The sequence below is a fragment of the Micromonospora sp. HB375 genome, from assembly GCF_017872985.1.
GTDB lineage: Bacteria > Actinomycetota > Actinomycetes > Mycobacteriales > Micromonosporaceae > Micromonospora > Micromonospora chalcea.
In genome coordinates this window covers 1,040,439-1,060,536 of record NZ_JAGGJO010000001.1, presented here as the reverse complement: position 1 = coordinate 1,060,536, position 20,098 = coordinate 1,040,439, and the positions used below count along the sequence as shown (strand labels likewise).

General features: G+C 70.5%; 21 protein-coding genes and 1 pseudogene. 7 read left to right on the top strand and 15 right to left on the bottom strand.

What is annotated here, in order from left to right; all coding sequences use genetic code 11:
• Positions 1 to 23: 23 nt before the first annotated feature.
• Entirely contained in the window at positions 24 to 590 is a 567-nt protein-coding gene (locus J3R08_RS05155; RefSeq protein WP_064446896.1) for a snapalysin family zinc-dependent metalloprotease, read from the top strand.
• A 27-nt stretch (positions 591 to 617) separates the two neighbouring features.
• Here J3R08_RS05155 and J3R08_RS05150 read toward each other — a convergent pair whose 3' ends face one another.
• The 9 genes from J3R08_RS05150 to J3R08_RS05110 all read right to left on the bottom strand — a co-directional run bounded on the left by J3R08_RS05150 (position 618) and on the right by J3R08_RS05110 (position 6,220).
• Positions 618 to 1,706: a hypothetical protein gene (locus J3R08_RS05150; RefSeq protein WP_209960208.1), complete on the bottom strand. Its 1,089-nt coding sequence runs from the start codon at positions 1,704 to 1,706 to the stop codon at positions 618 to 620.
• Positions 1,703 to 3,067, bottom strand: coding sequence for a hypothetical protein (locus tag J3R08_RS05145; protein WP_280841869.1), 1,365 nt, complete (start codon positions 3,065 to 3,067; stop codon positions 1,703 to 1,705). Before J3R08_RS05145 ends, J3R08_RS05150 begins: the two co-directional genes overlap by 4 nt.
• The gene (locus J3R08_RS05140) at positions 3,064 to 3,369 is read right to left on the bottom strand and encodes a DUF6403 family protein (protein ID WP_043326275.1); all 306 of its coding nucleotides are present in this window, start codon (positions 3,367 to 3,369) and stop codon (positions 3,064 to 3,066) included. Before J3R08_RS05140 ends, J3R08_RS05145 begins: the two co-directional genes overlap by 4 nt.
• 47 nt (positions 3,370 to 3,416) lie before the next feature.
• A complete protein-coding gene (locus J3R08_RS05135; RefSeq protein ID WP_209960204.1) occupies positions 3,417 to 3,674 on the bottom strand; it encodes a hypothetical protein in 258 nt (85 codons plus the stop codon).
• Positions 3,675 to 3,750: 76 nt separating this feature from the next.
• Positions 3,751 to 5,043, bottom strand: a complete 1,293-nt coding sequence (locus J3R08_RS05130) for an AAA family ATPase (protein ID WP_209960201.1) — start codon at positions 5,041 to 5,043, stop codon at positions 3,751 to 3,753.
• Positions 5,044 to 5,103: 60 nt separating this feature from the next.
• Entirely contained in the window at positions 5,104 to 5,484 is a 381-nt protein-coding gene (locus J3R08_RS05125) for a hypothetical protein (protein WP_209960199.1), read from the bottom strand.
• Positions 5,485 to 5,503: 19 nt separating this feature from the next.
• Entirely contained in the window at positions 5,504 to 5,758 is a 255-nt protein-coding gene (locus J3R08_RS05120; protein WP_209960197.1) for a hypothetical protein, read from the bottom strand.
• Positions 5,751 to 5,993 carry a DivIVA domain-containing protein gene (locus tag J3R08_RS05115; protein WP_043326289.1) on the bottom strand — a complete coding sequence of 81 codons (243 nt, stop codon included), beginning with the start codon at positions 5,991 to 5,993 and terminating at the stop codon, positions 5,751 to 5,753. The genes J3R08_RS05120 and J3R08_RS05115 overlap by 8 nt, the downstream gene beginning before the upstream one ends.
• Entirely contained in the window at positions 5,990 to 6,220 is a 231-nt protein-coding gene (locus J3R08_RS05110; protein WP_209960196.1) for a hypothetical protein, read from the bottom strand. The genes J3R08_RS05115 and J3R08_RS05110 overlap by 4 nt, the downstream gene beginning before the upstream one ends.
• Before the next feature lie 311 nt (positions 6,221 to 6,531).
• Here J3R08_RS05110 and J3R08_RS05105 point away from each other — a divergent pair, with 311 nt between their 5' ends.
• The 3 genes and pseudogenes from J3R08_RS05105 (at position 6,532) to J3R08_RS05095 (ending at position 10,217) form a co-directional block, all read left to right on the top strand.
• Complete coding sequence (locus J3R08_RS05105) at positions 6,532 to 7,968, top strand: helix-turn-helix domain-containing protein (RefSeq protein ID WP_209960194.1); 1,437 nt, start codon at positions 6,532 to 6,534, stop codon at positions 7,966 to 7,968.
• Positions 7,965 to 8,864 carry a phosphotransferase enzyme family protein gene (locus tag J3R08_RS05100; protein ID WP_209960192.1) on the top strand — a complete coding sequence of 300 codons (900 nt, stop codon included), beginning with the start codon at positions 7,965 to 7,967 and terminating at the stop codon, positions 8,862 to 8,864. Before J3R08_RS05105 ends, J3R08_RS05100 begins: the two co-directional genes overlap by 4 nt.
• Positions 8,865 to 9,051: 187 nt before the next feature.
• A pseudogene (locus J3R08_RS05095) lies at positions 9,052 to 10,217 on the top strand (IS701 family transposase).
• A gap of 145 nt (positions 10,218 to 10,362) precedes the next feature.
• On the opposite strand, the gene J3R08_RS05090 reads toward J3R08_RS05095, so the two are convergent.
• From J3R08_RS05090 to J3R08_RS05070, 5 genes are all read right to left on the bottom strand, one after another.
• Positions 10,363 to 11,028: a GIY-YIG nuclease family protein gene (locus J3R08_RS05090; RefSeq protein ID WP_209960191.1), complete on the bottom strand. Its 666-nt coding sequence runs from the start codon at positions 11,026 to 11,028 to the stop codon at positions 10,363 to 10,365.
• A 328-nt stretch (positions 11,029 to 11,356) separates the two neighbouring features.
• Positions 11,357 to 11,806: a very short patch repair endonuclease gene (locus J3R08_RS05085; protein ID WP_209960189.1), complete on the bottom strand. Its 450-nt coding sequence runs from the start codon at positions 11,804 to 11,806 to the stop codon at positions 11,357 to 11,359.
• Positions 11,807 to 11,809: 3 nt separating this feature from the next.
• A complete protein-coding gene (locus J3R08_RS05080; protein ID WP_209960187.1) occupies positions 11,810 to 12,949 on the bottom strand; it encodes a DNA cytosine methyltransferase in 1,140 nt (379 codons plus the stop codon).
• A 903-nt stretch (positions 12,950 to 13,852) separates the two neighbouring features.
• Positions 13,853 to 14,395, bottom strand: coding sequence for a hypothetical protein (locus tag J3R08_RS05075; protein WP_245254673.1), 543 nt, complete (start codon positions 14,393 to 14,395; stop codon positions 13,853 to 13,855).
• Positions 14,392 to 14,952 carry a DUF1772 domain-containing protein gene (locus tag J3R08_RS05070; protein WP_280841870.1) on the bottom strand — a complete coding sequence of 187 codons (561 nt, stop codon included), beginning with the start codon at positions 14,950 to 14,952 and terminating at the stop codon, positions 14,392 to 14,394. Before J3R08_RS05070 ends, J3R08_RS05075 begins: the two co-directional genes overlap by 4 nt.
• Before the next feature lie 169 nt (positions 14,953 to 15,121).
• Here J3R08_RS05070 and J3R08_RS05065 point away from each other — a divergent pair, with 169 nt between their 5' ends.
• Entirely contained in the window at positions 15,122 to 16,294 is a 1,173-nt protein-coding gene (locus tag J3R08_RS05065) for a sensor histidine kinase (protein ID WP_209960185.1), read from the top strand.
• Positions 16,291 to 16,953, top strand: a complete 663-nt coding sequence (locus J3R08_RS05060; RefSeq protein ID WP_166455634.1) for a response regulator transcription factor — start codon at positions 16,291 to 16,293, stop codon at positions 16,951 to 16,953. The genes J3R08_RS05065 and J3R08_RS05060 overlap by 4 nt, the downstream gene beginning before the upstream one ends.
• Positions 16,954 to 16,975: 22 nt before the next feature.
• Here J3R08_RS05060 and J3R08_RS05055 read toward each other — a convergent pair whose 3' ends face one another.
• On the bottom strand, positions 16,976 to 19,138 hold the full coding sequence (locus J3R08_RS05055; protein WP_209960183.1) for an MMPL family transporter: 2,163 nt from the start codon (positions 19,136 to 19,138) through the stop codon (positions 16,976 to 16,978).
• Between the two features lie 587 nt (positions 19,139 to 19,725).
• On the opposite strand from J3R08_RS05055, the gene J3R08_RS05050 reads away from it, so the two are divergent.
• The gene (locus J3R08_RS05050; protein ID WP_069087558.1) at positions 19,726 to 20,091 is read left to right on the top strand and encodes a VOC family protein; all 366 of its coding nucleotides are present in this window, start codon (positions 19,726 to 19,728) and stop codon (positions 20,089 to 20,091) included.
• The last annotated feature ends 7 nt before the right edge of the window (positions 20,092 to 20,098 follow it).

Sequence of the window (20,098 nt, the reverse complement as noted above, 5' to 3'; positions counted from 1 at the left end):
CCCCATCCCAAGGAGTGTGAACCATGCGTAAGCCCAAGCTGTCCCGGATCCTCGCCACCCTCGCGGCCGCGACGCTGGCAGCGCTCGGCGCGGTAGCCGTCAACCCGGCTCCGGCCTCCGCCGCCGTCCGCAACGTCTGCTACAACATCAGCCAGGCCGGCCCGTTCGCCAACACGGCGGTGCAGGCGGCGGCGATCTGGAACAACTACACGAACAACATCAACATGGCCCAGTGCGGGTCCAACCTGCGGATCACCTACACCTACGGCGGCGGCTCGTACGCCCAGCGCACCAGCCTCGGCAACGGCCGCGTGGTGATCGACTACAACCAGGCCCAGCAGTACTCGGCACTGCGCATCATGACGCACGAGATCGGCCACATCCTCGGCCTGCCGGACAACTACAACGGCAACTGCGCCATCCTGATGTCCGGCGGCAGCGCCGGTACGAGCTGCACCAACCCGTACCCCAGCTCCGCCGAGGCCTCCCGGGTCGACTCGCTGTTCGGCTTCGCGGCCCGCAGCGCGACGCCCGCCCAGGTCTTCACCGGCAGCTGGCCGGCCGCCGCGACGGTGGGCGCCCAGCGCTGACGACGCAGTGACGACGGGGTCGGCGGGTCACCGCCGGCCCCGTCCGCGCGTCCGGCCCTTCCCCGGCGCGCCGGCCGCCGTCCGGCCCGGACGCCCGCCCGCCGACCTGCCGGCGCTCCCGGCCGGCGGCTTGTCCTGGTTGCGGCCACCCGCGCGATCGGCGCCCCGCCCGGACGCGGCGTCGTCGGCCAGAGCCGCCGCGCGGCGGTTCAGCTCCTCGACCCGCTCCCGGAGCCGGCGCAACGCCCCGGCGTCGTCGTCCACCTCGGACACCTCGTCGAGCAGACCGACGTAGTCGGCGGCCAGCCGCCGGTGCGCCGGCGCGGCCGGACCGGCGTACCCGTCCAGGTCGATGATCTGCTGGGCGAGCACAGCGGTGGCGGCGCCGAGCGCGGCCCGTTCGTCGGCGCGCGCGTCCCGCCCGGCCCGGCGCGCGTCGGCCAGACGACCGGCCCGGCGACCGCCGAACCAGAGCACCGCCGCGCCGGCCACCACGCCGGTCACCGCGCCACCGGCCAGCAGGTACCGGGGCAGCGACGGGCTGATGGTACGAGCGCCGTCCGGCACCAGACCGGCCCGGACCAGCCGGTCGTAGTTGAGCACGATCACCTTCAGCGCCTCGACCGGCCGGTCCACGAACGCGTCGGCGCCCCGGCCGATGGTGGTCTCGGCGACCACGGCCCGGCCGAGGTCCTTGGCGCCGTCGCCACCGAGCCGGGAGCAGCCGTAGGTGTCCCAGTCCTCGCCGTCGCGGCTCATCGCCAGCACCAGCGTGCCCTGGGCGGCGCGCTTCGTGTCGGCGCACGCCTCGCGCAGGTCGGCGCCCGGCTCCATGATCAGCACCACCAGCCGCCGGTTGCCGATGACCCGCTCGGCGGCGGCCCGGTCCAGGTCCACCCCGGGAGCGGCGTAGACCGACGAGACGCGCACCTGCCGCGCGACCGGCCCGTCCAGGATGCCGCCGGACCACAGCGCCCAGCCGGCCAGCGCCAGGCAGGCGAGCGTCGCCCGGCCGAAGGCGGTGCCGACCAGGCGGCCGAGCAGCCGGCGCGGACCGGTCGCCGCCGCGCCGCGCCGGGCGGGCACCCGCGCGGGCCGGGTCGCGACGCCGCTCACGACAGCCTCGCCCGCAGGTAGACGTCCGGCCGGTAGCCGGGCATCCGCACGTCCCGGGCCACGTCGTCCAGCTCGGCCGCCGCGTCGGCCAGCAACTCCCGTACGTGCCGGTCGGGCAACCCCTCGCCCAGCGCGTCCCGGGCCGCCCGCAACCGGCCCACGCCCCGCACCAGCGCCGGGTCGGTGCGGGCGTCGGTGAGCAGCGACAGCTCCACCGCCAGCGCGGAGAGCCCCGCCAGCCGGGCCGGCGTACCGCCCGGACCGACGTCGGCCGGACGGCGGCCACTGCCCCGCACGGTACGGATCGACAGCGCCACGAAACCGGCCACGCAGGCGGCGAAGATCCAGGGCAACGCCGGCAGCGCCACCCGCAGCGGGTCGAACGGCCGGTACGGCAGCGGCCGGTCGAACAGCCCCGCGTACCGCACGTCGGTCACCTGGCCAAGGTACGTGGCGAGCACGTTCTGCTGCGGGTAGGCGTACCGGCCGAGCCGGCTGCCGAACTGGGCGTAGAAGCTCGCGCCGGCCACCTCGGCGAACTCCGCCGCACTCGGACCGTGGTACTCGATCCAGTCGCCGTACATCACCAGGAGCGGCTGATCCGGGGCGAGCCGGTGCAGCGCCGGCCCGTACGCGGGCAGCGGCTCCCCGTACGGCTGCGCGGGCAGCACCACGAACCAGGCCCCGTCCGGGAACGCGCTGCTCGCCGCCTTCTCCGGCAGCCTGGTCAGCGTGGCGCCGGGGCCCACGTACCGGCCGGTGGCGCGCAACGCGGCCACCATCGGGGCCAGCTCCGGACCGGTCGGTTCCCGCCAGCGCAGGTCGTCGCGGTCGGGCGGGGTCGGCTGGTCGTGCAGTGTGGCCAGCAGCGTGAGCAGCGGGCCGGTCACGTCACGGGTGGCGAACCGGGCCCGCCAGCCCGGCAGGTCGTCCGGCGAAGCCACGTAGAGCCCGCCGCTGACCTCGGTGCCGACGATCCGGATCTCGGCGTTCTCCACGTCCTTGACCCGGCGGCGTTCCGCCTCGTCCAGACCGGGCGGGGCGACCAGGATCCGGGTGCCCCGGTCACCGATGGCCGCCCGTACCCGCTGCTCGTCCCAGCGCGCGACCGCCCCGGGCAGCCGCACCACGGGTTCGGCCGCGACCAGCGCCGTCATCTCCTCGACCGACGGCACGCTCGCGTCGCTCAGCTCCCCGGCCGACCCCTCCTGCGGCAGCGCGCCCGCCGACGGGGACCGCCCGTAGCTGACCTCCACGCTCTGCCGTTGCGCCCCCAGGAACACCACGAGCACTGCCGCCGCGGCGGCCAGCAGCGACCAGCGCACCAGATCCCGGCGTACCGGCAGCTTCGGCGCGGTCACCGGCCGGCCCGCCACAGCTCGTCGGCCCGGCGGGCGTGCTCGGCCGCGGCCCGGGCCGCGTCGGCGCCGCCCCGGGCGGCGGCGAGCATCTCGGCCCGGGCCAGCAGCCGCTCCGCCTCCGGCACCGCCGTCGGGGACGCGTCCCGGCTCACGGTGGCGTCGTGGATCGCCGCCCGCGCCGAGGACCAGGCGACGCGCCGGCCCTGCGCGCGGGCGCGGCGCCGGGGCAGCAACGCGGCGAGGAACCCGGCCGCCAGGGCCACCACGCCCCCACCCAGCCAGGGCAGCACACTCGCGGTCATGATCCCTTCCTAACGCACCGCCGCCAGCGGCGCGCGCCGAGGTACGCCTACGACGACGAATAGCCCTCGTTGAACCCCTCGATGAACCCGCCCGCGAACCCGGACGCGACACAGCCGGCACAGCAGAGGATCACCAGCAGCGCCGGCACCGCCACCCACAGGACGATCGCCCACCTGTTCGTCGGCTGCTCCGGCTGCGGCGCGTACGCCTGCGGCGGGTACTGCGGGTACTGCGGCGGCGGATACTGCTGCTGGTACGGATCCGGCTGGTACGGATCCTGCTGATACGGGTCGTGAGGGTACATCCGGCCATCGTGCCCACCGCCCTCCACCGCCCGGAAGATCCGTTCGGTTCGCCGGACATGCCACGACGGCCCCTCGTCACGCCCGGTGCGCGTCCAGGTGGGTCAGCACCGTCTGGTTGGCCTCCCAGCCGTCCGGGAACTTCACCGGCACGTCCAGGTGCACCCGCTCGGTCGACGGGTACGCGTCGAGCAGCTCACCGATCCCCGCCCGGGCCACCACCACGCAGGCGTGCCGGTGCCGCGACGCCAGCACGCACAGCCGCCCCGACTCCAGGTGGAACGCGGTCGCGTCCCGCCGGCCGGAGAGCGGGTGCAGCACTATCGTCACGTCGTACTCCCGGCCCTGGAGCCGGTTGGCGGTGTCCACGGTGATGCCCGCCCCGGCCGTGCCCAGCCGGGACCGGATGGCCGCGACCTGGTCGCGGTGCGCGGCCCCGACGGCGATCCGGTCCGCGGTGACCGGCGCGCCGCCCGGCGCTGCTTCGCTCACCGCCACCGCGCCGCGCGCCAGCACCCGCAACGCCAGCTCCGCGCAGGCCGCGGCGGCTTCGGCATCGGTACGCACGGTGTGCCGGGCCGGCAGCTCGTGCAACGCCCAGCCGGTCGCGGCGGCCACCTCCACCGAGGCGTCGTAGGCGTCCCCCGGACCGGGCTCGGTGAACGTCAGCACCCGGTCGGCCGGACCGGTGCCGGCGCGGAACCCGGTGAACGGGTAGAACGCGGCGGACACCACCGGGGCGGCCGAGTCGGGCAGCCGCCACGACACCGGCAGCCGGTGCACCGGGAGCTCCGGGTTGTGCCGCAGCAGCGTGGCCACCGCCGACTGCATCGGATCCCAGGTCAGCCCGGTCCAGCGGAACGTCTCCACAGTGGAGAACGGATCGAGCTGCCCGGGATCACCGACGAACAGCGCCCGCTCGAACCGCCCCGCCACGCGCAGCAGCGCGTCCGCGCGCATCTGGTACGCCTCGTCGACGATCGCCCACGGCCAGCTTCCCTCGGTGACGGTGGCCCACTTGGCCGCCGTACCGATGGTCACCGCCGGCCCGCCCAGGTCGGCGACCTTCGCCGCGACCCGGACCGCCGGATGCCCGGTTACCCGCTCGGTGGGCCGGTAGTCGGTCGCGGAGAGCCGCCCGACGCGCAGGTCCGGGGCCTTACGGCCGAGCCGGTCGATGAGGTCGTCCACCTGCTCGTTGGTCTGCGCCACGATCATCAGCGGGTCGCCGGTGGCGGCGATCTCGACCGCGGCGCGGACCACGAGGGTGGACTTCCCGGCACCGGGAGGCGAGTCCACGACGACGCCGCGGTGCGCCCCCTCCCGGAGGTCCCGCAGCACCCGTTGGATCACCTGCTCCGCTTCGTGCAAGGAAGGGCCCCCTTTTAACGTCTCCGGTAGAGGCGGGGCCCCTTCTTAACACGCGCCGCCTCAGCGAGGCTTCGGCACCTGGCGGTTGAAGCGGGGACGCAACGCCAGGACCAGCGCGTCCTTCGTACCCTCGGGGTGGTCGGTCTCCAGCCAGCGGACCTCGCGCCGCCCCAGCCACCCGGCGATGTCGTCGCGGGTCGCGGCGCGGCCGGGCGTGTCGAGGAGCTGGCCGACCTGGTCGTGCAGCACCGACGAGTCGCGGTTGCCGGTGAGGTGCTGCCGCAGCCGGGAGCGCAGGTTGCCGGTGTAGCCGACGTAGACCACCACGCCACCGTCGAGCACCAGGTGCACGCCGGGCGCGGCCGGCGCGTCGGCGACGACCGCCATCGTGTACGGGCGGGGCGACGTGAACTCGGCGAGTAGTTCTTCGGTGTCCAGCACGCCGGGGACGGTACCGGCGTCAGCGCAGCTCCGTCGCCCCGCACGACCCACCGTGACCGTCCCGCAGCCCACAGCGTCCACCCTCTGGTAACCGTTGATCACACCAGACCCGGTGCCGCAGGTGCTGTGCGTCATCCTCGCTGAGCGTGGTCTCGCCGAAATCAACGACGTTGACGTGCCCGAGCGACCCGGCGAGCGCGGCGGCCAGGTCGGCGGCGGCGTCCCGGCTGGTGAGCGTGGTCGGCAGGTGGATGATCCAGCGAGGCTCAGTCATCGTGGCCGCGTCGCCGGCACCCGTTGTGGCGGGACTGCCACTGCCGCAGGGCCTGACGGACGCGCTCCGACTCGGTCCGGGCGGTGGCCAGTTCGCGGTGCAGGCGGTCCATCTCGTCGGCGACCCGGCACAGGTAGTCGTGCACCTGCGCCGGGTCCAGCCCGCGCCAGCGGGTGTCGAAGACGGCGCTGCGCACCTGGTACGCCTGCACCCGCTCCCCGGTCACGTAGATCACGACGCCACCATCCCGGCCGCCACGGCCTCGTCGGGCAGCCCGGCCACGGCGAGCGTCGCCCTCCCCCACCGGGCCAGCCGGCAGGGGTACGGCACACGCTCACTGCGACACAACGGCCCCTGCGGCCAGTGCTCGGGAACGTGTACGCGCACGGCCAGCGCGGCGACGAGCAGATCCTCGTCGGTGACGGGGGTGAGGACGGGAAAGTCGGCGAGTACTGCGGACATCGGCTGGCGCCTCCGGGTCGGTTCTCGTGGAGTGGCACCGGAGCGGGCGGGGACGGCGGGAGCCGCGATCGGGGGACGCGGTGCCACCGGAACCCGGCACCCGCCCCGGGCCATGCGCCGACTCTCGGTCCCTCCCAGCAGGAGCCGCATGCCCTGGTGATCGTGGCTGTCATGCACACACCGCATACTCTCGGTGACCGCCGCGAGACATCCGGCGATATGCGCGGTGCGTATACCAGGCCGCTCCGGAACGGGTTGAATGGCTAGGCTCGACTTCGGACACAGGTTCTCCGCGAACGGCGAGGTTGCCGGTGACACCTGCGAACTGCCCCCGCTGCGGCGGGCGCCTGGCGCGCGACAACGACACGGGACGCTGCGCGCCCTGCCAGGCCGCCGAGCGCGACCGCCTCAGCACGCCGCCCGCGGTGCCCGACTCGTTCTGGGACCATGAACCGCTCCGGGCGGCGCTGGCCGGACGGCACCTCGGGCAGGTGATCCGGGCGTACCGCCACCACCCGTACCACGGGCGGAACCCGCTGCCGCAGAGCGTCGTCGCGGGGTGGCTGGGGATCACGCAGGCGCAGTTGAGCCGGATCGAGAACGGCCCCGCCCTGGTGCATCTCGACCGGCTGGCGCACTGGGCGACAGCGCTCCGCATCCCGCCGGGATCTCTCTGGTTCGCCGTCGGTCCCGCCTCCCCGGGCAGCCCTCGGGCCGACGGGAGCCGCGCCGCACCAGACATGGGCCGGCGGACCCTCCTGGCTGGCATCGCGGCGGTTTCGGCGGGAGCCGGGCTGGTCGGAGCCCCTGAGGATCCCCGTCCTCGCCGAATCGGCAGCGCGGACGTGACTCGACTAAACGCGGTACTGGAGCTCTACCGGTCGGTCGACTACGAATGCGGTGGCGGTCTGCTCTATCGGGAGGTCGCCCGGTTCGCGGAGTCGGTGTACCGCATGCTCGACTGGTCGCACTCGCCCGGGGTGACACCCCGCCTGGTCGCGGCCATCGCGGCAGCTCGCCAGTTGGCTGGCTGGACCGCGCTCGACGCCGGCCGGCACGCGGACGCTCAACGGCATTTCGCCGCCGGCGAGCGGGCCGCGATGTCCGCTGACGACGCTCCGCTGGCGGCTCTGATCCGCTACTCGCAGGCCAAGCAACTGCAACACCTTCGGCATAACCACGATGCTCTGGCCACGCTGCGGCTGGCCCACTCAGAGCTGGGATCCCGGGCGACCCCTGCCGTGAAGGCGCTGCTCTGGGGCGCGGAGGCAGCCTCGTCAGCCGCACTCGGCGACCACCAGAACGCGCTGGCCCTCCTCGGTCAGGCGAGTGATCAGTTCGAGCGTGTGGATCCCGAGCGCGAGCCAACCTGGATGGCCTTCTACGACCGTGGCGAGCTGCTAGCGCAGTACGGTCGCGTGTACCGCGACATGGCTCGGCAGGCCGGCACGCACGCGACGCAGGCGGTGCGGAGCGTCGAAGAGGCGATCGTCGCCTTCGGCCCGGCGAACGTCCGCAGCATGGTCCTGAACGAGGTCGGCCTGTGCAGCGCGCTCTTCCTCACCGATGAGCCCGAGCGGGCGGTCGCTGTCGGCACGCGCGTGGTCGAGCAGTCGCGAGCGCTGAGTTCCAGTCGAGTCGTTGATCGAGTACTCAACCTACGCCGTGATCTCCGACGGCACCGCCACCTTGCCGTCGTTGCCGAATTCGAACGGACGCTCACCGCACGAGCTGCGGCCACGGTATGAACGGACGGTTCTCGGAAGAAGCGATGACCCTCGCCATGCGGGAGATCGCCGGCGGGCTTGAGGTGCCGACCGAGGATGCCCGCCTCCTTCGGCTGACCAACAACGCCGTGTTCGCGTTGCCGGAATCCGGGCTCGTCATCCGCATCGCGCGGACGCACCGGCTCCGGGGCCGGGTGACGAAGGTCGTTCAGCTTGCGCGATGGTTCGCCGAGCTGGACGCGCCCACGATCCGGCTGGCGCCCGGCGTGGCGCAGCCGGTTGCGGTCGGTGACTTGGTGGCCTCGGTGTGGGTCTACGTGCCACCCGCCGCGCCTACTCCGACGATGAATGACCTCGGCTCGGCGCTGCGGCGGTTTCATGCGCTCGGACCCCCGCCCTTCCCGCTGGCCACCTGGGATCCGATCGGAGACGCGCGTCGACGCCTGGCGGATGCCGACGGGTTGACCGCAGAGGACCACGATTATCTGGCGGCGTGGTGCGACCGCCTGGAGCCGCAGGTCGCCGACCTCAACCAGCGCGGGGAGCAGTCGCTCATCCACGGGGACGCGCACGTCGGCAACCTTCTCCGGGATGCGTCGCGCGGCATCCTGCTCTGCGACTTCGACGCCACCTGTCTCGGGCCTTGGCAGGTGGACCTGGCAGCGGTCGCCGTGGGTGAGGTCCGCTTCGGGAAGACCGGGGCGCATCGGGCGCTCGCCGAGGCGTACGGGTACGACGTGATGTCCGACCGCAACTGGCCGCTTCTACGGGAAGCCCGCGAGCTCAAAATGATCGCTGCTGCCACGCCGCTTCTCGCAAGTTCGACACGAGTCTCGGCCGAGTTTGCGAGCCGACTGCGGTCGATACGCTATGACAATCCGACTAAAGTCTGGAAGCCATTTGCGGACCTCACCTAATACTCCAGCCGCACTTTCATGATTTAGAGTTTCAGCAGCTCAGCGGCATGATCGACGTCCGGGTTATGTCGTCCGCGTAGCTGCGGATGTCGATGCTATTGGATGGATGTGTGGTTTGGTCGCACCGTCTGTCTGTTGTGGCCGATCGTACGGCGGGCAGGCTCCCGTGCTTGTGTTGATCGATGCGATCGTGGGCTGGCGGGCGGGTTTGGATGATCTGCTGGCGGGTTCGCGCACCGTTTCGGGCGGGCGGAGCCGCGCCGGCAGGCGCTGGCGTACCTGGTCGGGTTGCTGTCGCCGTTGGCGAGCAAGAACGGCTGGACCCTCGCCGAGGCCGCCGGAGATACCACGCCGAATCGGATGCAACGGCTACTCAACAAGTCTGCGTGGAACCCGGGCGCTGTTCGCGACGACCTGTTCGCCTACGTGGCGGAACATCTCGGCCATGACGACGGGGTGTTGATTGTCGACGAGACCGGGTTCCTGAAGAAGGGGGTCAAGTCGGCTGGGGTGCAGCGTCAGTACTCGGGCACGGCCGGGCGGACGGAGAACTGCCAGCTCGGGGTGTTCCTTGCCTACGCCGGGCCGCAAGGGCGCACCCTGGTCGACCGGGAGTTGTATCTGCCCCGCCGCTGGTGCGACGATCCCGCCCGCCGCACCGAAGCCGGCGTCCCCGCCAGCGTCGGGTTCGCCACGAAACCCGCGCTGGGGCTGCGGATGCTCGAACGCGCCGTCACCGCGGGCCTACCAGCGAAATGGGTGACCGCTGACGAGGCATACGGGCAGGACTCGAAGTTCCGGACGTGGCTGCAGCAGCAGCGCATCGGTTACGTCCTGGCCGTGCCCTGCAACCAGCGGGTCCCGACCACGGTGGGCAGTTCCCGTCCGGATGTCCTCGCCGCGAACGCGCCGGCACTGGCGTGGAAGCGGCGCAGTTGCGGCGACGGCGCCAAAGGGCCGCGACTCTACGACTGGGCCGTGGCCTCCCTGCCCGGCACGGTTGACGGCTACGGCCACTGGCTGCTGATCCGCCGCAGCATCACCGACCCCACGGACCTGGCCTACTACCTGTGCTTCGGCCCCGTAGGCAGCAGCCTCGACGAGGACCTGATCCGCGTGGCAGGGACCCGTTGGGCGATCGAGGAGTGTTTCCAGACCGCCAAGACCGAGGTCGGCTTGGATCACTACCAGGTGCGCCGGTACGACGCCTGGTACCGGCACATAACTCTCGTTCTGTGCGCCCATGCCTACCTCACCGTCACCGCCACACAGGCCAAAAAGGGGGCACCGAATCCGATGACGGCCTCATTCCCCTCACCCTCGGCGAGGTCCGACGTCTCCTGGCACACCTGATCACCACCACCCGACCCTTCGACCACATCCATCGATGGTCACGATGGCGACGACGACACCAATACCGCGCCAGAAGAGCCCACTACCAGCGAAGACTCCGGCTCCACCAGGTGCGGCTGGAGTACTAACGCCCACCTTGCCAAGGCTACTCGTCATCAGCTTCTCCATCACTCACCTCCTGGAGGACGCTACCAACAAGCGCAGGCACGTCAATCGCACCAGGAGATGGCCTAGCCCTGCCTTCCGCATACGCAAGCCGCGCAGCCGCCAGGTCAGCGAGCCGAATCGCCTGAATCACGATGACGCGCCGCAGCCCTGGCGACACCTCGCCCCGCTCGTGCGCCACCGCTGACACTCTCGCCAAAGTCTCAGCACGACGGGCGATACGGACGTCTGGATGCTCGCGGTCTTCGCGCATATCATCTGGGATCAGATTGAAGCGATACGAATGCGGCAGCTCCACGAGGTCAGAGACCGGAGGGATCTTTTCGTTCAAGATCGCGTGGTATTTAGATTGATCGATTGCCCATCGGTACGCCGAATATTCAATGGCATTGAGCTTCGCATGCTTGTCGGGGTCGCTGCGGAGGTGCTCCGTTGGCCAAAACTGCAACTCCGCGACCTCGAACGGATCGAGGATCCGGTACGCCAGGGTGTCACTCCGTTGACCGGTCATATGCCTGCCGACACGAGACCCGAAGCTTTCCAAGGTCTGTCCGATATAAATGGGCTCGCCATCATAGTCGTAGAATCCGTATACGCCGATGCACTTGCCCAGTCGCTTACCGCTCGCTATGTCCAGCGAGCCCATTGCGTCCTTTAGAAGCAGTCGGAAGCCCTGGACGAACTTGGTGGGCAACGAGGAACGCGTCGGCGGCCGGTGATCCGGCTCGTTGTAGGATGCGACGCCTCGACTAGTCACTCTCCACCCCTCGACATCGTTCGCCTCATGACTGCGGTAAGAGTCTAGAGTGCGACTTGCCCGGCGTCGAGGGGCCGGGGAAGCGTAGACGGAGACCGGCCATCTTGCGCCGACAGTGAGCTGGGGCGACTAACCTTGGCGGAAATTATTTGGATTCCGCCGGCATGCAGTCGACAGGGCGCACTCGCGAGCTGCCGCGGTGGAGGCGAGCACGAGACTAAACTTCTCGGCACCGGCGGAGGGTAGCCGCGATGGCGTCCGCTGACAATTCCACGGGCTCGTGCTCCCAGACCCGAAGGACGGTCCAGCCAGCCTCGCCCAGCGCGTCATTAACTACCTTATCTCGCGCTTTGTTTCGATCTATCTTCTGATGCCAATACCCGCTGGGATCGGACGGCATCCGACAGTGAAGTGAACAACCATGCCAAAAGCAGCCGTCTACAAAAACAGCGACCTTCTGCCGAGTGAATACTATGTCGGCTCGCACGGCACGCCGGGGAAGTGAGATCCGATAACCAACTCGGTAACGCATCCCCCGCCGAAAGAGCTGTCGCCGGAGCGCCATCTCAGGCTTGGTGTCGGCACTCCTATTGGATCTCATTGCCTTAGAGGCCGACGATGGCGGAGGCGCGGGCAGCGGAGGAGCCCCCTCTAAAATTCGCGCCATCAATCACTCCGCAAGGGTTGCGCCATGCGGCCTCAGGACTGGCGCGAGATAGTGGTTACCAATCCATTCAATGACGTCAACCACAACTGCGTCACCGAAACCGAAGAGCTGCTGATTTGGCGTCCCCGCGATGAGCTTATAGTCGTGAGCGCCCATAAGGTTGGCGTACTCTCGGGGAGTCATCCACCGGATCGCCTTACTGCCCCTTCCTAGGCGCACCAGGGCCTGCTTACTGGACCCACCACCCGTCGTTCGGAGGCACCCTGCGATGGCATCCTTGCGGAGTTCCCACATTGAAACGCCTTGACGTGTACGCCGATAAGCAGTTCTATATGCAACAACGTCACCGGCAAGCAAGGCATCGAAGCGCGCTTTTTGCACTTCGCTGAGCGAATTCACAAACGCATCTACACGACCCTCATCCCACCACAAAGCGGGACTCACCTCCTTCTCCACAAAACCTTCGAGATCCTGTGGGCCTTCCGGCAACATCGGGAGGTCGGCATAGTGCATGCCGAGCGCCTTCCCATGCTTTTCATGAATGGCAACGACCCATGGGGGACGCACATCACTAACTGGCGGGATATCGAACTTAACCCAGCCCGGCACGCTATCCTTCTGAATGCCCACGATAAACATTCTGGGACGAGATTGCGGCACGAAATGGCGAGCATCGATCGCAAATACATCGACGGAGTAGCCCAGCTCGGCTAGACATACCAGCGCGGCCGTGAGGTCGCCTCCTCCGTGGCTAGTGGCGAAGCCATGGACGTTCTCAAGGAGCACAACCGCTGGCCTTGGGGACATTCCTCGCAAGATCCTGGCAAACTCCCAGAACATGCCTGACTGCTCGCCCACCAGGCCCCGCCTGTTACCAGCCAGCGACAGGTCTACGCAGGGGAAGCTACTCGTTGCTAGCTCAATCCCAGAGGGAAGGTCCTGAGCTGCTACCTCACGGATATCAAGGACTACGAAGTGATCTTCGGCGTCGGGGTAGTTAGCGACGTAGGCGTCGGACTTGGCTTGCTTGATGTCGTTGGCCCACACGACCTGCACCTGAGCGCCTTTAACTCGCTCTAGAGCAGTCCTCACGAGTCCGATACCAGCGAAGAACTCTGCTGCCCGGATGGGCGTGCTCTCCATGCTTCCCCCCTCGCCCACCATCGCCGAAGCCTATAGCCCTGTCGCTGGTCAACCCTATGCCTGACACGGACCTGTGATGATTCGATCATTTCGTTCAAGCTGGGTAGCCGCCTGGATGCGGAAGGTGATCGGATAGCCGAGCGATCCCCCCGACCACCGTGCGGGTGTCGGGGCTCAACATCGCCGGCGCGCCGCGCAACAACCTTCCGACGAGCCCTGGACGCGTCCGTTACCAGGGACGAGTCGCAGAGCCGATCTCCAGGAATACCCTCGTACAGCACGCCGATCACGACCATCGCCAAGAGTGGTGCGGCGGCCCGACCCCTAGCTGCACCGTCAGGAACGCGCCCCGGCACCACGGACGCCACGCAGGGCCACACGATGCCCGCCTCGCGCGACCACCACCGTCAGGTAAGCCCGAGGGCACGGCGGGCCCGCGCTCATGGCGTCACCCTCATCGGTGCCGAAGCCGGTGGCGCCGCAGTCGGTGCGACGGACCCTGCCCTAGGGGATTCGGCGGAGGTGGGACCACTTCTCGATAGGCGGCGGGCAAGGCTGCGGATATGGGTCAGCCCGCGCCGCTCCCCCGGCCCAGCGGATCAGCTAATTTGTCGAGCTGCTCAGGGCCGACAGCGGGACGACGCTGAGCGGCCCGACTCGCAATCGCGCGTCCGTTTACCCTTGGAGATCGACACTGAGGAGGTTTCATGGCACGGGTACGGTCGTTCAGCGCGTCCCGGCAGCGCATCAAGCCCCATCCCACTGAAGTCGACTGTGAGTACGCCGTGATTGAGGGAGGCGACCTTCGTCTGCTTCACCTCAGCACCTTCGGGAGCGACGACCGTGCAAGCGAGCGCAAGTCCAGTCAGAGTCTCCAGCTGGACCTGCAGACTGCGCGCCAGCTCATGGAGGTGATCGAGGAAGCCTTTCCCGGCATTCGTCGGTAGTGGACTGAGCCCCTTGAGGACGCCGGGATCCAAGCGGACGCTCAGCAGGAGCGCGACCAGCAACATCGGAACGTTTGCGCAGCGCCCGGCTTAGCAGCACCGCCACCACCCCGGCCACCACCCCCACCACCGTCCCGGTGACCAGGCTCGACATCACCGCAGCACCCCGCAACAACGCCTCCCGCGCCCACGGCGCCAGCCCGGCCAGCCCCGGCGCGTCCATCCCCAGCGACGAGTCCCAGAACACCTGGTGACCGACCGCGAGGAACACCCCGTACAGCGCCCCGACCACGACAAGCGTCAGGAACGGGCGCGGCGGTCGCCGCCACAGCACGGCGGCCACCCAGCACAGCGGCGGCCCGACCGCCAGCAGCGCGGCCACGATCGTGCCCTCCGGCACGACGCCCAGGTCGTGCAGAGCCACGCGCGGGGCGGCCAGCGCGGCGAGCGCGACCAGCGCCGGCCAGGAGAACCCGAGGGTACGGCGGGCCCCGCTCATCGCGTCACGTCGGAAGAATCCGCAACCGAAACAGAAGCAGGCGCGGGAGCCGAAACCGGGGCCGGCGCGGTCGAGCGCACGAACTTCAACAGCGCAACGAACGCCAGTACGGCGGTGACCGCCCCTCCGGCGACGCGCACCCAGTGACCGGCGACGAACTCGGCGGCGACCTGCCGCAGGTATTCCGGCGAGTGCGTCCCCACCGGGTCCACGAACATGATCTCGTTGCGTGGCCAGAAGAAGACGGCCGAGAACAGGAACTCGCAGACGACGAAGACGGCTGTGGCGCCGGCGATCCACCAGCGCAGCCGGCCGTCGCGCCAGGTGAGCAGGGTCGCGGCGACGCTGCTCAGGATCACCGACGCGCCGAGCGGCGGGAAGTAGTCGTGCGGGCCGCCGTGGACGAGGAACTCGCGGGCCCGGTCGAGGGAGGCGGGGGCGTCGTTGAAGATGTTCGGGTAGAGCATGACTGTCTCGGCGGCGACCCCGCCGAACGACATCATCGATGCCCAAACCATCGCAATAAGGGCGATGCAGGTCAGTCGTGTGCGTACCACGAGGGTTCTCCTCACGTTTTGGGGACGCCATCGACGCTAGGTCGGGGGCCGGGCACCGTCGTCCGCGTGGCCGCGCGACCGGTTGTCGCTTCTCGGCGTACGCCTCGGGGTTGTCCCTGACGCCTGCGGACGACAGCGGCGAAGGGCCGCGCGGACCTAGGCTCGAAGCGTGCCCGACGCCCTGCCCACACGTGCCGATGCGCTGCTCGCCGCGGCCACGCTCGGCCTGGTCGCGGTGGCCGTGGCGGCCGAGCGGCCCGCTGCCGGCGGCGCGGCGCTCGCCGTGGTGGTCGGCGCGGTGCTCGGTGGGCTGGTGCTGTGCGCCAGGCGGTGGCCGGTGCCGGCGCTGCTGGCCACGGCGGTCGCCATTCTTTTGTACTACGCGCTGGACCTGCCGCCGGTCGGCGTGGCCGCTCCGGCCGCCGCAGTTCTCTACCGGGCGTCGGAACGCGGGCGGGTGGTCCCTGCTGCTGTGGTCGCCGGGAGCCTGCTGGCCGTATCGGTGGTCGCGCGGCTGGCCGAGGGCGACGACGTCGGCGTCGTCGTCGGTACGCAACTGGGCTCGGAGGCGGCGTTGCTGCTCGCCGTCATCGCCCTCGGTGATGCGGTACGCAACCGCAGGTCGCTCCGGGCGGCGTTGATCCGGCAGGCGGTCGCGGCCGACGAGGAGCGCCACCGGGAGGCGGCCCGTCAGGTCGAGGCGGAACGGCTGCGCATCGCCCGGGAGGTGCACGACACGCTCGGCCACACCATGTCGGTGATCACGTTGCAGTCCGCAGTCGCCCAGGAGGCGCTCGCTGACAGCGATCCGGCGCAGGCGGAGAGCGCGCTCGCAGCGATCCGGTCGGTGAGCGGCAGCGCGATGGCGGAGTTGCGGGCCACGCTCGGCACGCTGCGCCGCGAGCCCGGGCCACGGGAGCCGGCCCCCGGCTTCGACCGGCTCCCGGCGCTCGTGGACGGCGTACGCCAGGGCGGGCTGGCAGTCGACCTGCGCGTCGAGGGGCCGGTGGACAGACTGCCGGCGGTGGTGGGCAGCACCGTCTACCGGGTCGTGCAGGAGGCGCTGACGAACGTGCTGCGCCATGCCGGGGCCACCCGGGTCACCGTCACGGTGCGCGCCACGGCCGCTCGGCTCGCGCTTGAAGTGGTGGACGACGGTCGCGGCGGCCCACCCGCCGGTCGGGCGGACGGGAGGGGCCAGGGCCTGCGCGGCATGGCCGAGCGGGTCGCCCTGCTGGGCGGCACAGTCGAAACCGGCACAGTCCAGAACGGCACCGCCGCATCCGGCGGCACCGGTTTCCGGGTGGCGGTCAGCCTGCCGCTGACGGGGGTCGCCGCGTGAGCCCGGTCCGCGTCGTCCTCGTCGACGACCAGCACCTCGTCCGTACCGGCCTGCGGGCGCTGCTCGACCGGGCGCCGGACATCGAGGTGGTGGGCGAGGCGGGCGACGGCCGCAGCGGCCTCGCCGTGGTACGCGAGCAGCGGCCCGACATCGTGCTGATGGACGTACGGATGCCCGGCGGGGACGGGCTGGAGGCGACCCGGCGGATCCTCACCGACCCGACGCTGGACGGCGTGCAGGTGCTCATGCTGACGACGTTCGACGACGACGAGTACCTGTTCGAGGCGATCCGCGCCGGGGCGGCCGGTTTCCTCCTGAAGGACACCGCACCGGACGCCCTGCGGGACGCGGTCCGGACGGTGGCCGGTGGCGACGCGCTGCTGTCTCCCGCCGTGACCCGGCGGGTGCTCGCGGCGGCGGCCCGCTCGCCGGTGGCTGACCCGGCGCGGCTGGCCGGACTGACCGCGCGGGAGCGGGACGTGCTCGCGCAGGTGGGCGCCGGACGGTCGAACACGGAGATCGGGCAGGCACTGTTCCTGAGCCCTGATACCGCCCGCACCTACGTGAGCCGCCTGCTGCAGAAGTTGAACGCCCGGGATCGGGCGCAGCTCGTCGTGATCGCGTACGAGAGCGGGCTGGTCCGCCCCGGCGAGGGCTGAGCCGCGCCGGGGCGGGTGAGTGTCAGACCGGCGTCGCGTCGGCCGGCTCGGGCGCGGCGTGCCGGCCGCCACCGCCGTCACGCCGTTCGTCGCCGTGCCCCGGCCACCATGCCGTGTGGCCGATCAGCCCGGTCAGCGCCGGTACGAAGAACATCGACATGACGAACGCGGACAGCACGATCCCGATCGCCACCGCGAAACCCATCTGCTGCAGGAACGAGATCGGCGCGAGCATCAGCACCCCGAACGTGCCGGCCAGGATCAGCCCGGCCGCGGCGACTGTCGGGCCGGCGTGTTCCACCCCGATCGCGGCGGCCTCGTGCGGTTCGTGCCCTTCGCGCGCCTCCTCGCGAAGCCGGGCGATCATCAGGATGTTGTAGTCGGTGCCGATCGCCACCACGAACAGGTAGAGGATGATCGGCAGCTGGAACGTCACGCCGGGGTTGCCCTGGAGCCCTTGGAACACGTACACGGTCGCGCCGAGCGTGGCGGCGAAGTTGAGCAGCACCGCGATCACCAGGTAGACCGGCGCGACGAGGCTGCGCAGCAGCAACCCGAGGATGAGCGCGATCAGGCCGGCGGCGACCGGCAGGATGACCGAGAGGTCCCTGTTGTTCGCCGAGTTGATGTCCGCGAAGATCGCGGTGGCGCCGCCGACCAAGGCCTTGGTGCCCGGCGGCGCGGCGGCGTGCAGCACGTCCCGCAGGTCGTCGCGGACCAGCGTGATCGCCTCGTTGGACATCGGGTTCTCGTTCAGCAGCAGGCTGATCCGGGCGACGCTCGGGTCGGTGGCGCTGCGCTCCGGCGGCTGCGCCCGCCCGACGCCCGGCGCCTTGGCCGACGCGGCGGCGAAGTCGTTCACCTGCTGGTCGGTGAGCGGGGTGCCGTTGCCGGTGGTCAGGTAGACCTCGGTGGGCGCGAGCGCACCGGCGGCGAATCCGCGCTGGAGGTCCTGGGCGGCCCGCGCCGACTCGGTGTCCTGCGGGAATCCGGCGCTGAAGTCGTAGTCGGCCTTGTAGCCGAGCACCCCGGCGGCGAGCGCGACGAGCAGCACGCCGGAGGCGGCTGCGACGACGGCCGGGCGACGGCCGACGGCGGCGCCGAGTCGCCGGGACAGCGTCGCCTTCGGTGGGCGCTGCCACGCCTTCGACGGCCAGAACACCCACCGGCCGAGCAGCGACACCAGTGCCGGGATCAGGGTCAGCGAGGTGACGAGCATGACGCCGACGGCGATGGCGAGCGCGGGGCCGAGCGAGCCGAAGAAGCCGAGCGAGGCGAGCAGCAACACCAGGAACGCCACGATGACCGCACCGGCGGCGGAGGTGATGACCTCGCCGACCCGCTGCACCGAGACGACCATCGCGGTGCGCTTGTCGTCACCGGCGCGCAGCCGTTCCCGGTAGCGGAACAGCAGGAACAGGATGTAGTCGGTGCCGATGCCGAACAGCACGATCAGCAGGATGGTCTGCAGGTCCTGGCTGACGTTGAGGTCGAACGCCTTGCCGGCGGCGGCGACCAGGCCGGTGGTGACGGACATGACCACGCTGATGACCACCACCGGCAGCAGCGCGGCGATCGGGCTGCGGAAGATGATCAGGATCAGCCCGATGATGAGGATGATGGTGGCGACGCCGACCACCGCGAACGCGTCGTTGAACGTGTCCTCGTTGTCGACGAAGCTGGCCACGTCGCCGGCCACCCCGGCGGTAAGGCCGCTGCCGGCCAGGTCCGGCCCGAGGGCGGCACGCAGATCGCGTACGGCGTCGAGCAGGCCCGGGTCGTCGGGGCTGTCGGCGTCGAGACCGACGGTGACCACCTGCACCGACTTGTCCGGCGCGACGGCCTGCGGCCCGGTCAGGTAGCCGGAGGTCTGCGGGATGTTCCGCGCCTTGAGCGCGGCGGCGAGCTGCCCCACGCGCGCCTCGTCGGCCGCGGTGAGCGGCTTGCCGTCGCCGCGTTTGACCACGACGGTGGCGGTGGCGGTGGCCGCCTGTGGGAACGACTTCCCGGCCAGCTCGGTGGCCTGCACCGACTCGTAGGAGCTCGGCAGGAAGCTCTCCTGGTCGGCGGAGGTGATGTCGCTCAGTGACGGGCTGGCGGCGATGATCGCTATCGCGGCGACGACCCAGCCGCCAATCACCCACCACGCCTTGCCCACGACGAATCTGCCCAGGCGCTCGAACATCGTTTCCCCCGTGTGTTCGGCTGTGTCGCACGCGATCCTACGCTGCGTGAGCAATCCCTTTCGGACGGCTCGCGGACTTCGTCGACGATCCGGTCTCCACCGCGCTGGTGGCCCGTGCTCGCGGCGCCGGTGCTCGCCCCCGTGCTGACGGTCCACCAACCCCGACGCCCCGCCGCTGATCGGGTACGCCGTCGTGTTCCGCGCGCTGCTGGCGCAGAGCACGGTACGGCTCGGCGCCGAGGACAGAACCCACTACGTGGTGGGTGGCGTGCGGAAATCCGGGGCGCGGTGGGCGAGTTCATTCACCGCCCGGCGACGACGCGCGTCCCGCCCGACGGTCCTTACCGCCGCCGGAAATACATGGAGGCAAAAGCGATATACCTCAGAGTCATAGTTATGACTCTGAGGTATATCGCTCTGGATGGCACACGTCTTCAACGAGGCTGGACCACCGAGCCCGGGCGCTCGACGACGGCTGGCGTCACCGCGACGGCTGCCCGGCGGCGGGCGCGACGCAAACCGGGCGGCGAAAGTGTCGTAGAGGGCTCGTAGCCTGGCGCGGTCAACGACGATCGCAGGGAGGCGACGTGCTCGACCACTTCTCCGTAGCGGTACGCGACCTGGCGGCCAGCGGCGCCTTCTACGACACGGTGCTCGCCCCGCTGGGCGCGCGGCGGCTCATGGAGCCCGGCCCGATCGGCTACGGCGTCGACAAGCCCGACTTCTGGGTGGAACCCGCGCCGTCCGACGCCACGCCGGTGCCGGTGCACATCGCGTTCACCGCCGCCGACCGTGCCACGGTGCGCGCGTTCCACGACGCGGCTGTCGCGGCCGGCGCGGAGGTGCTGCACGCGCCGAAGGAGTGGCCGGAATACCACGCCACCTACTACGGCGCGTTCGTCCGCGACCCGGACGGCAACAACGTCGAGGCGGTCTGCCACCGTCCGGAGTGAGTCCGGT

Bases quoted from the DNA above. Each gene is read 5' to 3' on its own strand.
- J3R08_RS05155 (WP_064446896.1), top strand. From the start codon at position 24: ATGCGTAAGCCCAAGCTGTCCCGGATCCTCGCCACCCTCGCGGCCGCG.
- J3R08_RS05140 (WP_043326275.1), bottom strand. From the start codon at position 3,369: ATGACCGCGAGTGTGCTGCCCTGGCTGGGTGGGGGCGTGGTGGCCCTG.
- J3R08_RS05135 (WP_209960204.1), bottom strand. From the start codon at position 3,674: ATGTACCCTCACGACCCGTATCAGCAGGATCCGTACCAGCCGGATCCG.
- J3R08_RS05120 (WP_209960197.1), bottom strand. From the start codon at position 5,758: ATGACTGAGCCTCGCTGGATCATCCACCTGCCGACCACGCTCACCAGC.
- J3R08_RS05110 (WP_209960196.1), bottom strand. From the start codon at position 6,220: ATGTCCGCAGTACTCGCCGACTTTCCCGTCCTCACCCCCGTCACCGAC.
- J3R08_RS05100 (WP_209960192.1), top strand. From the start codon at position 7,965: ATGAACGGACGGTTCTCGGAAGAAGCGATGACCCTCGCCATGCGGGAG.
- J3R08_RS05090 (WP_209960191.1), bottom strand. From the start codon at position 11,028: ATGGGCTCGCTGGACATAGCGAGCGGTAAGCGACTGGGCAAGTGCATC.
- J3R08_RS05085 (WP_209960189.1), bottom strand. From the start codon at position 11,806: ATGGCGCGAATTTTAGAGGGGGCTCCTCCGCTGCCCGCGCCTCCGCCA.
- J3R08_RS05080 (WP_209960187.1), bottom strand. From the start codon at position 12,949: ATGGAGAGCACGCCCATCCGGGCAGCAGAGTTCTTCGCTGGTATCGGA.
- J3R08_RS05075 (WP_245254673.1), bottom strand. From the start codon at position 14,395: ATGAGCGGGGCCCGCCGTACCCTCGGGTTCTCCTGGCCGGCGCTGGTC.
- J3R08_RS05055 (WP_209960183.1), bottom strand. From the start codon at position 19,138: ATGTTCGAGCGCCTGGGCAGATTCGTCGTGGGCAAGGCGTGGTGGGTG.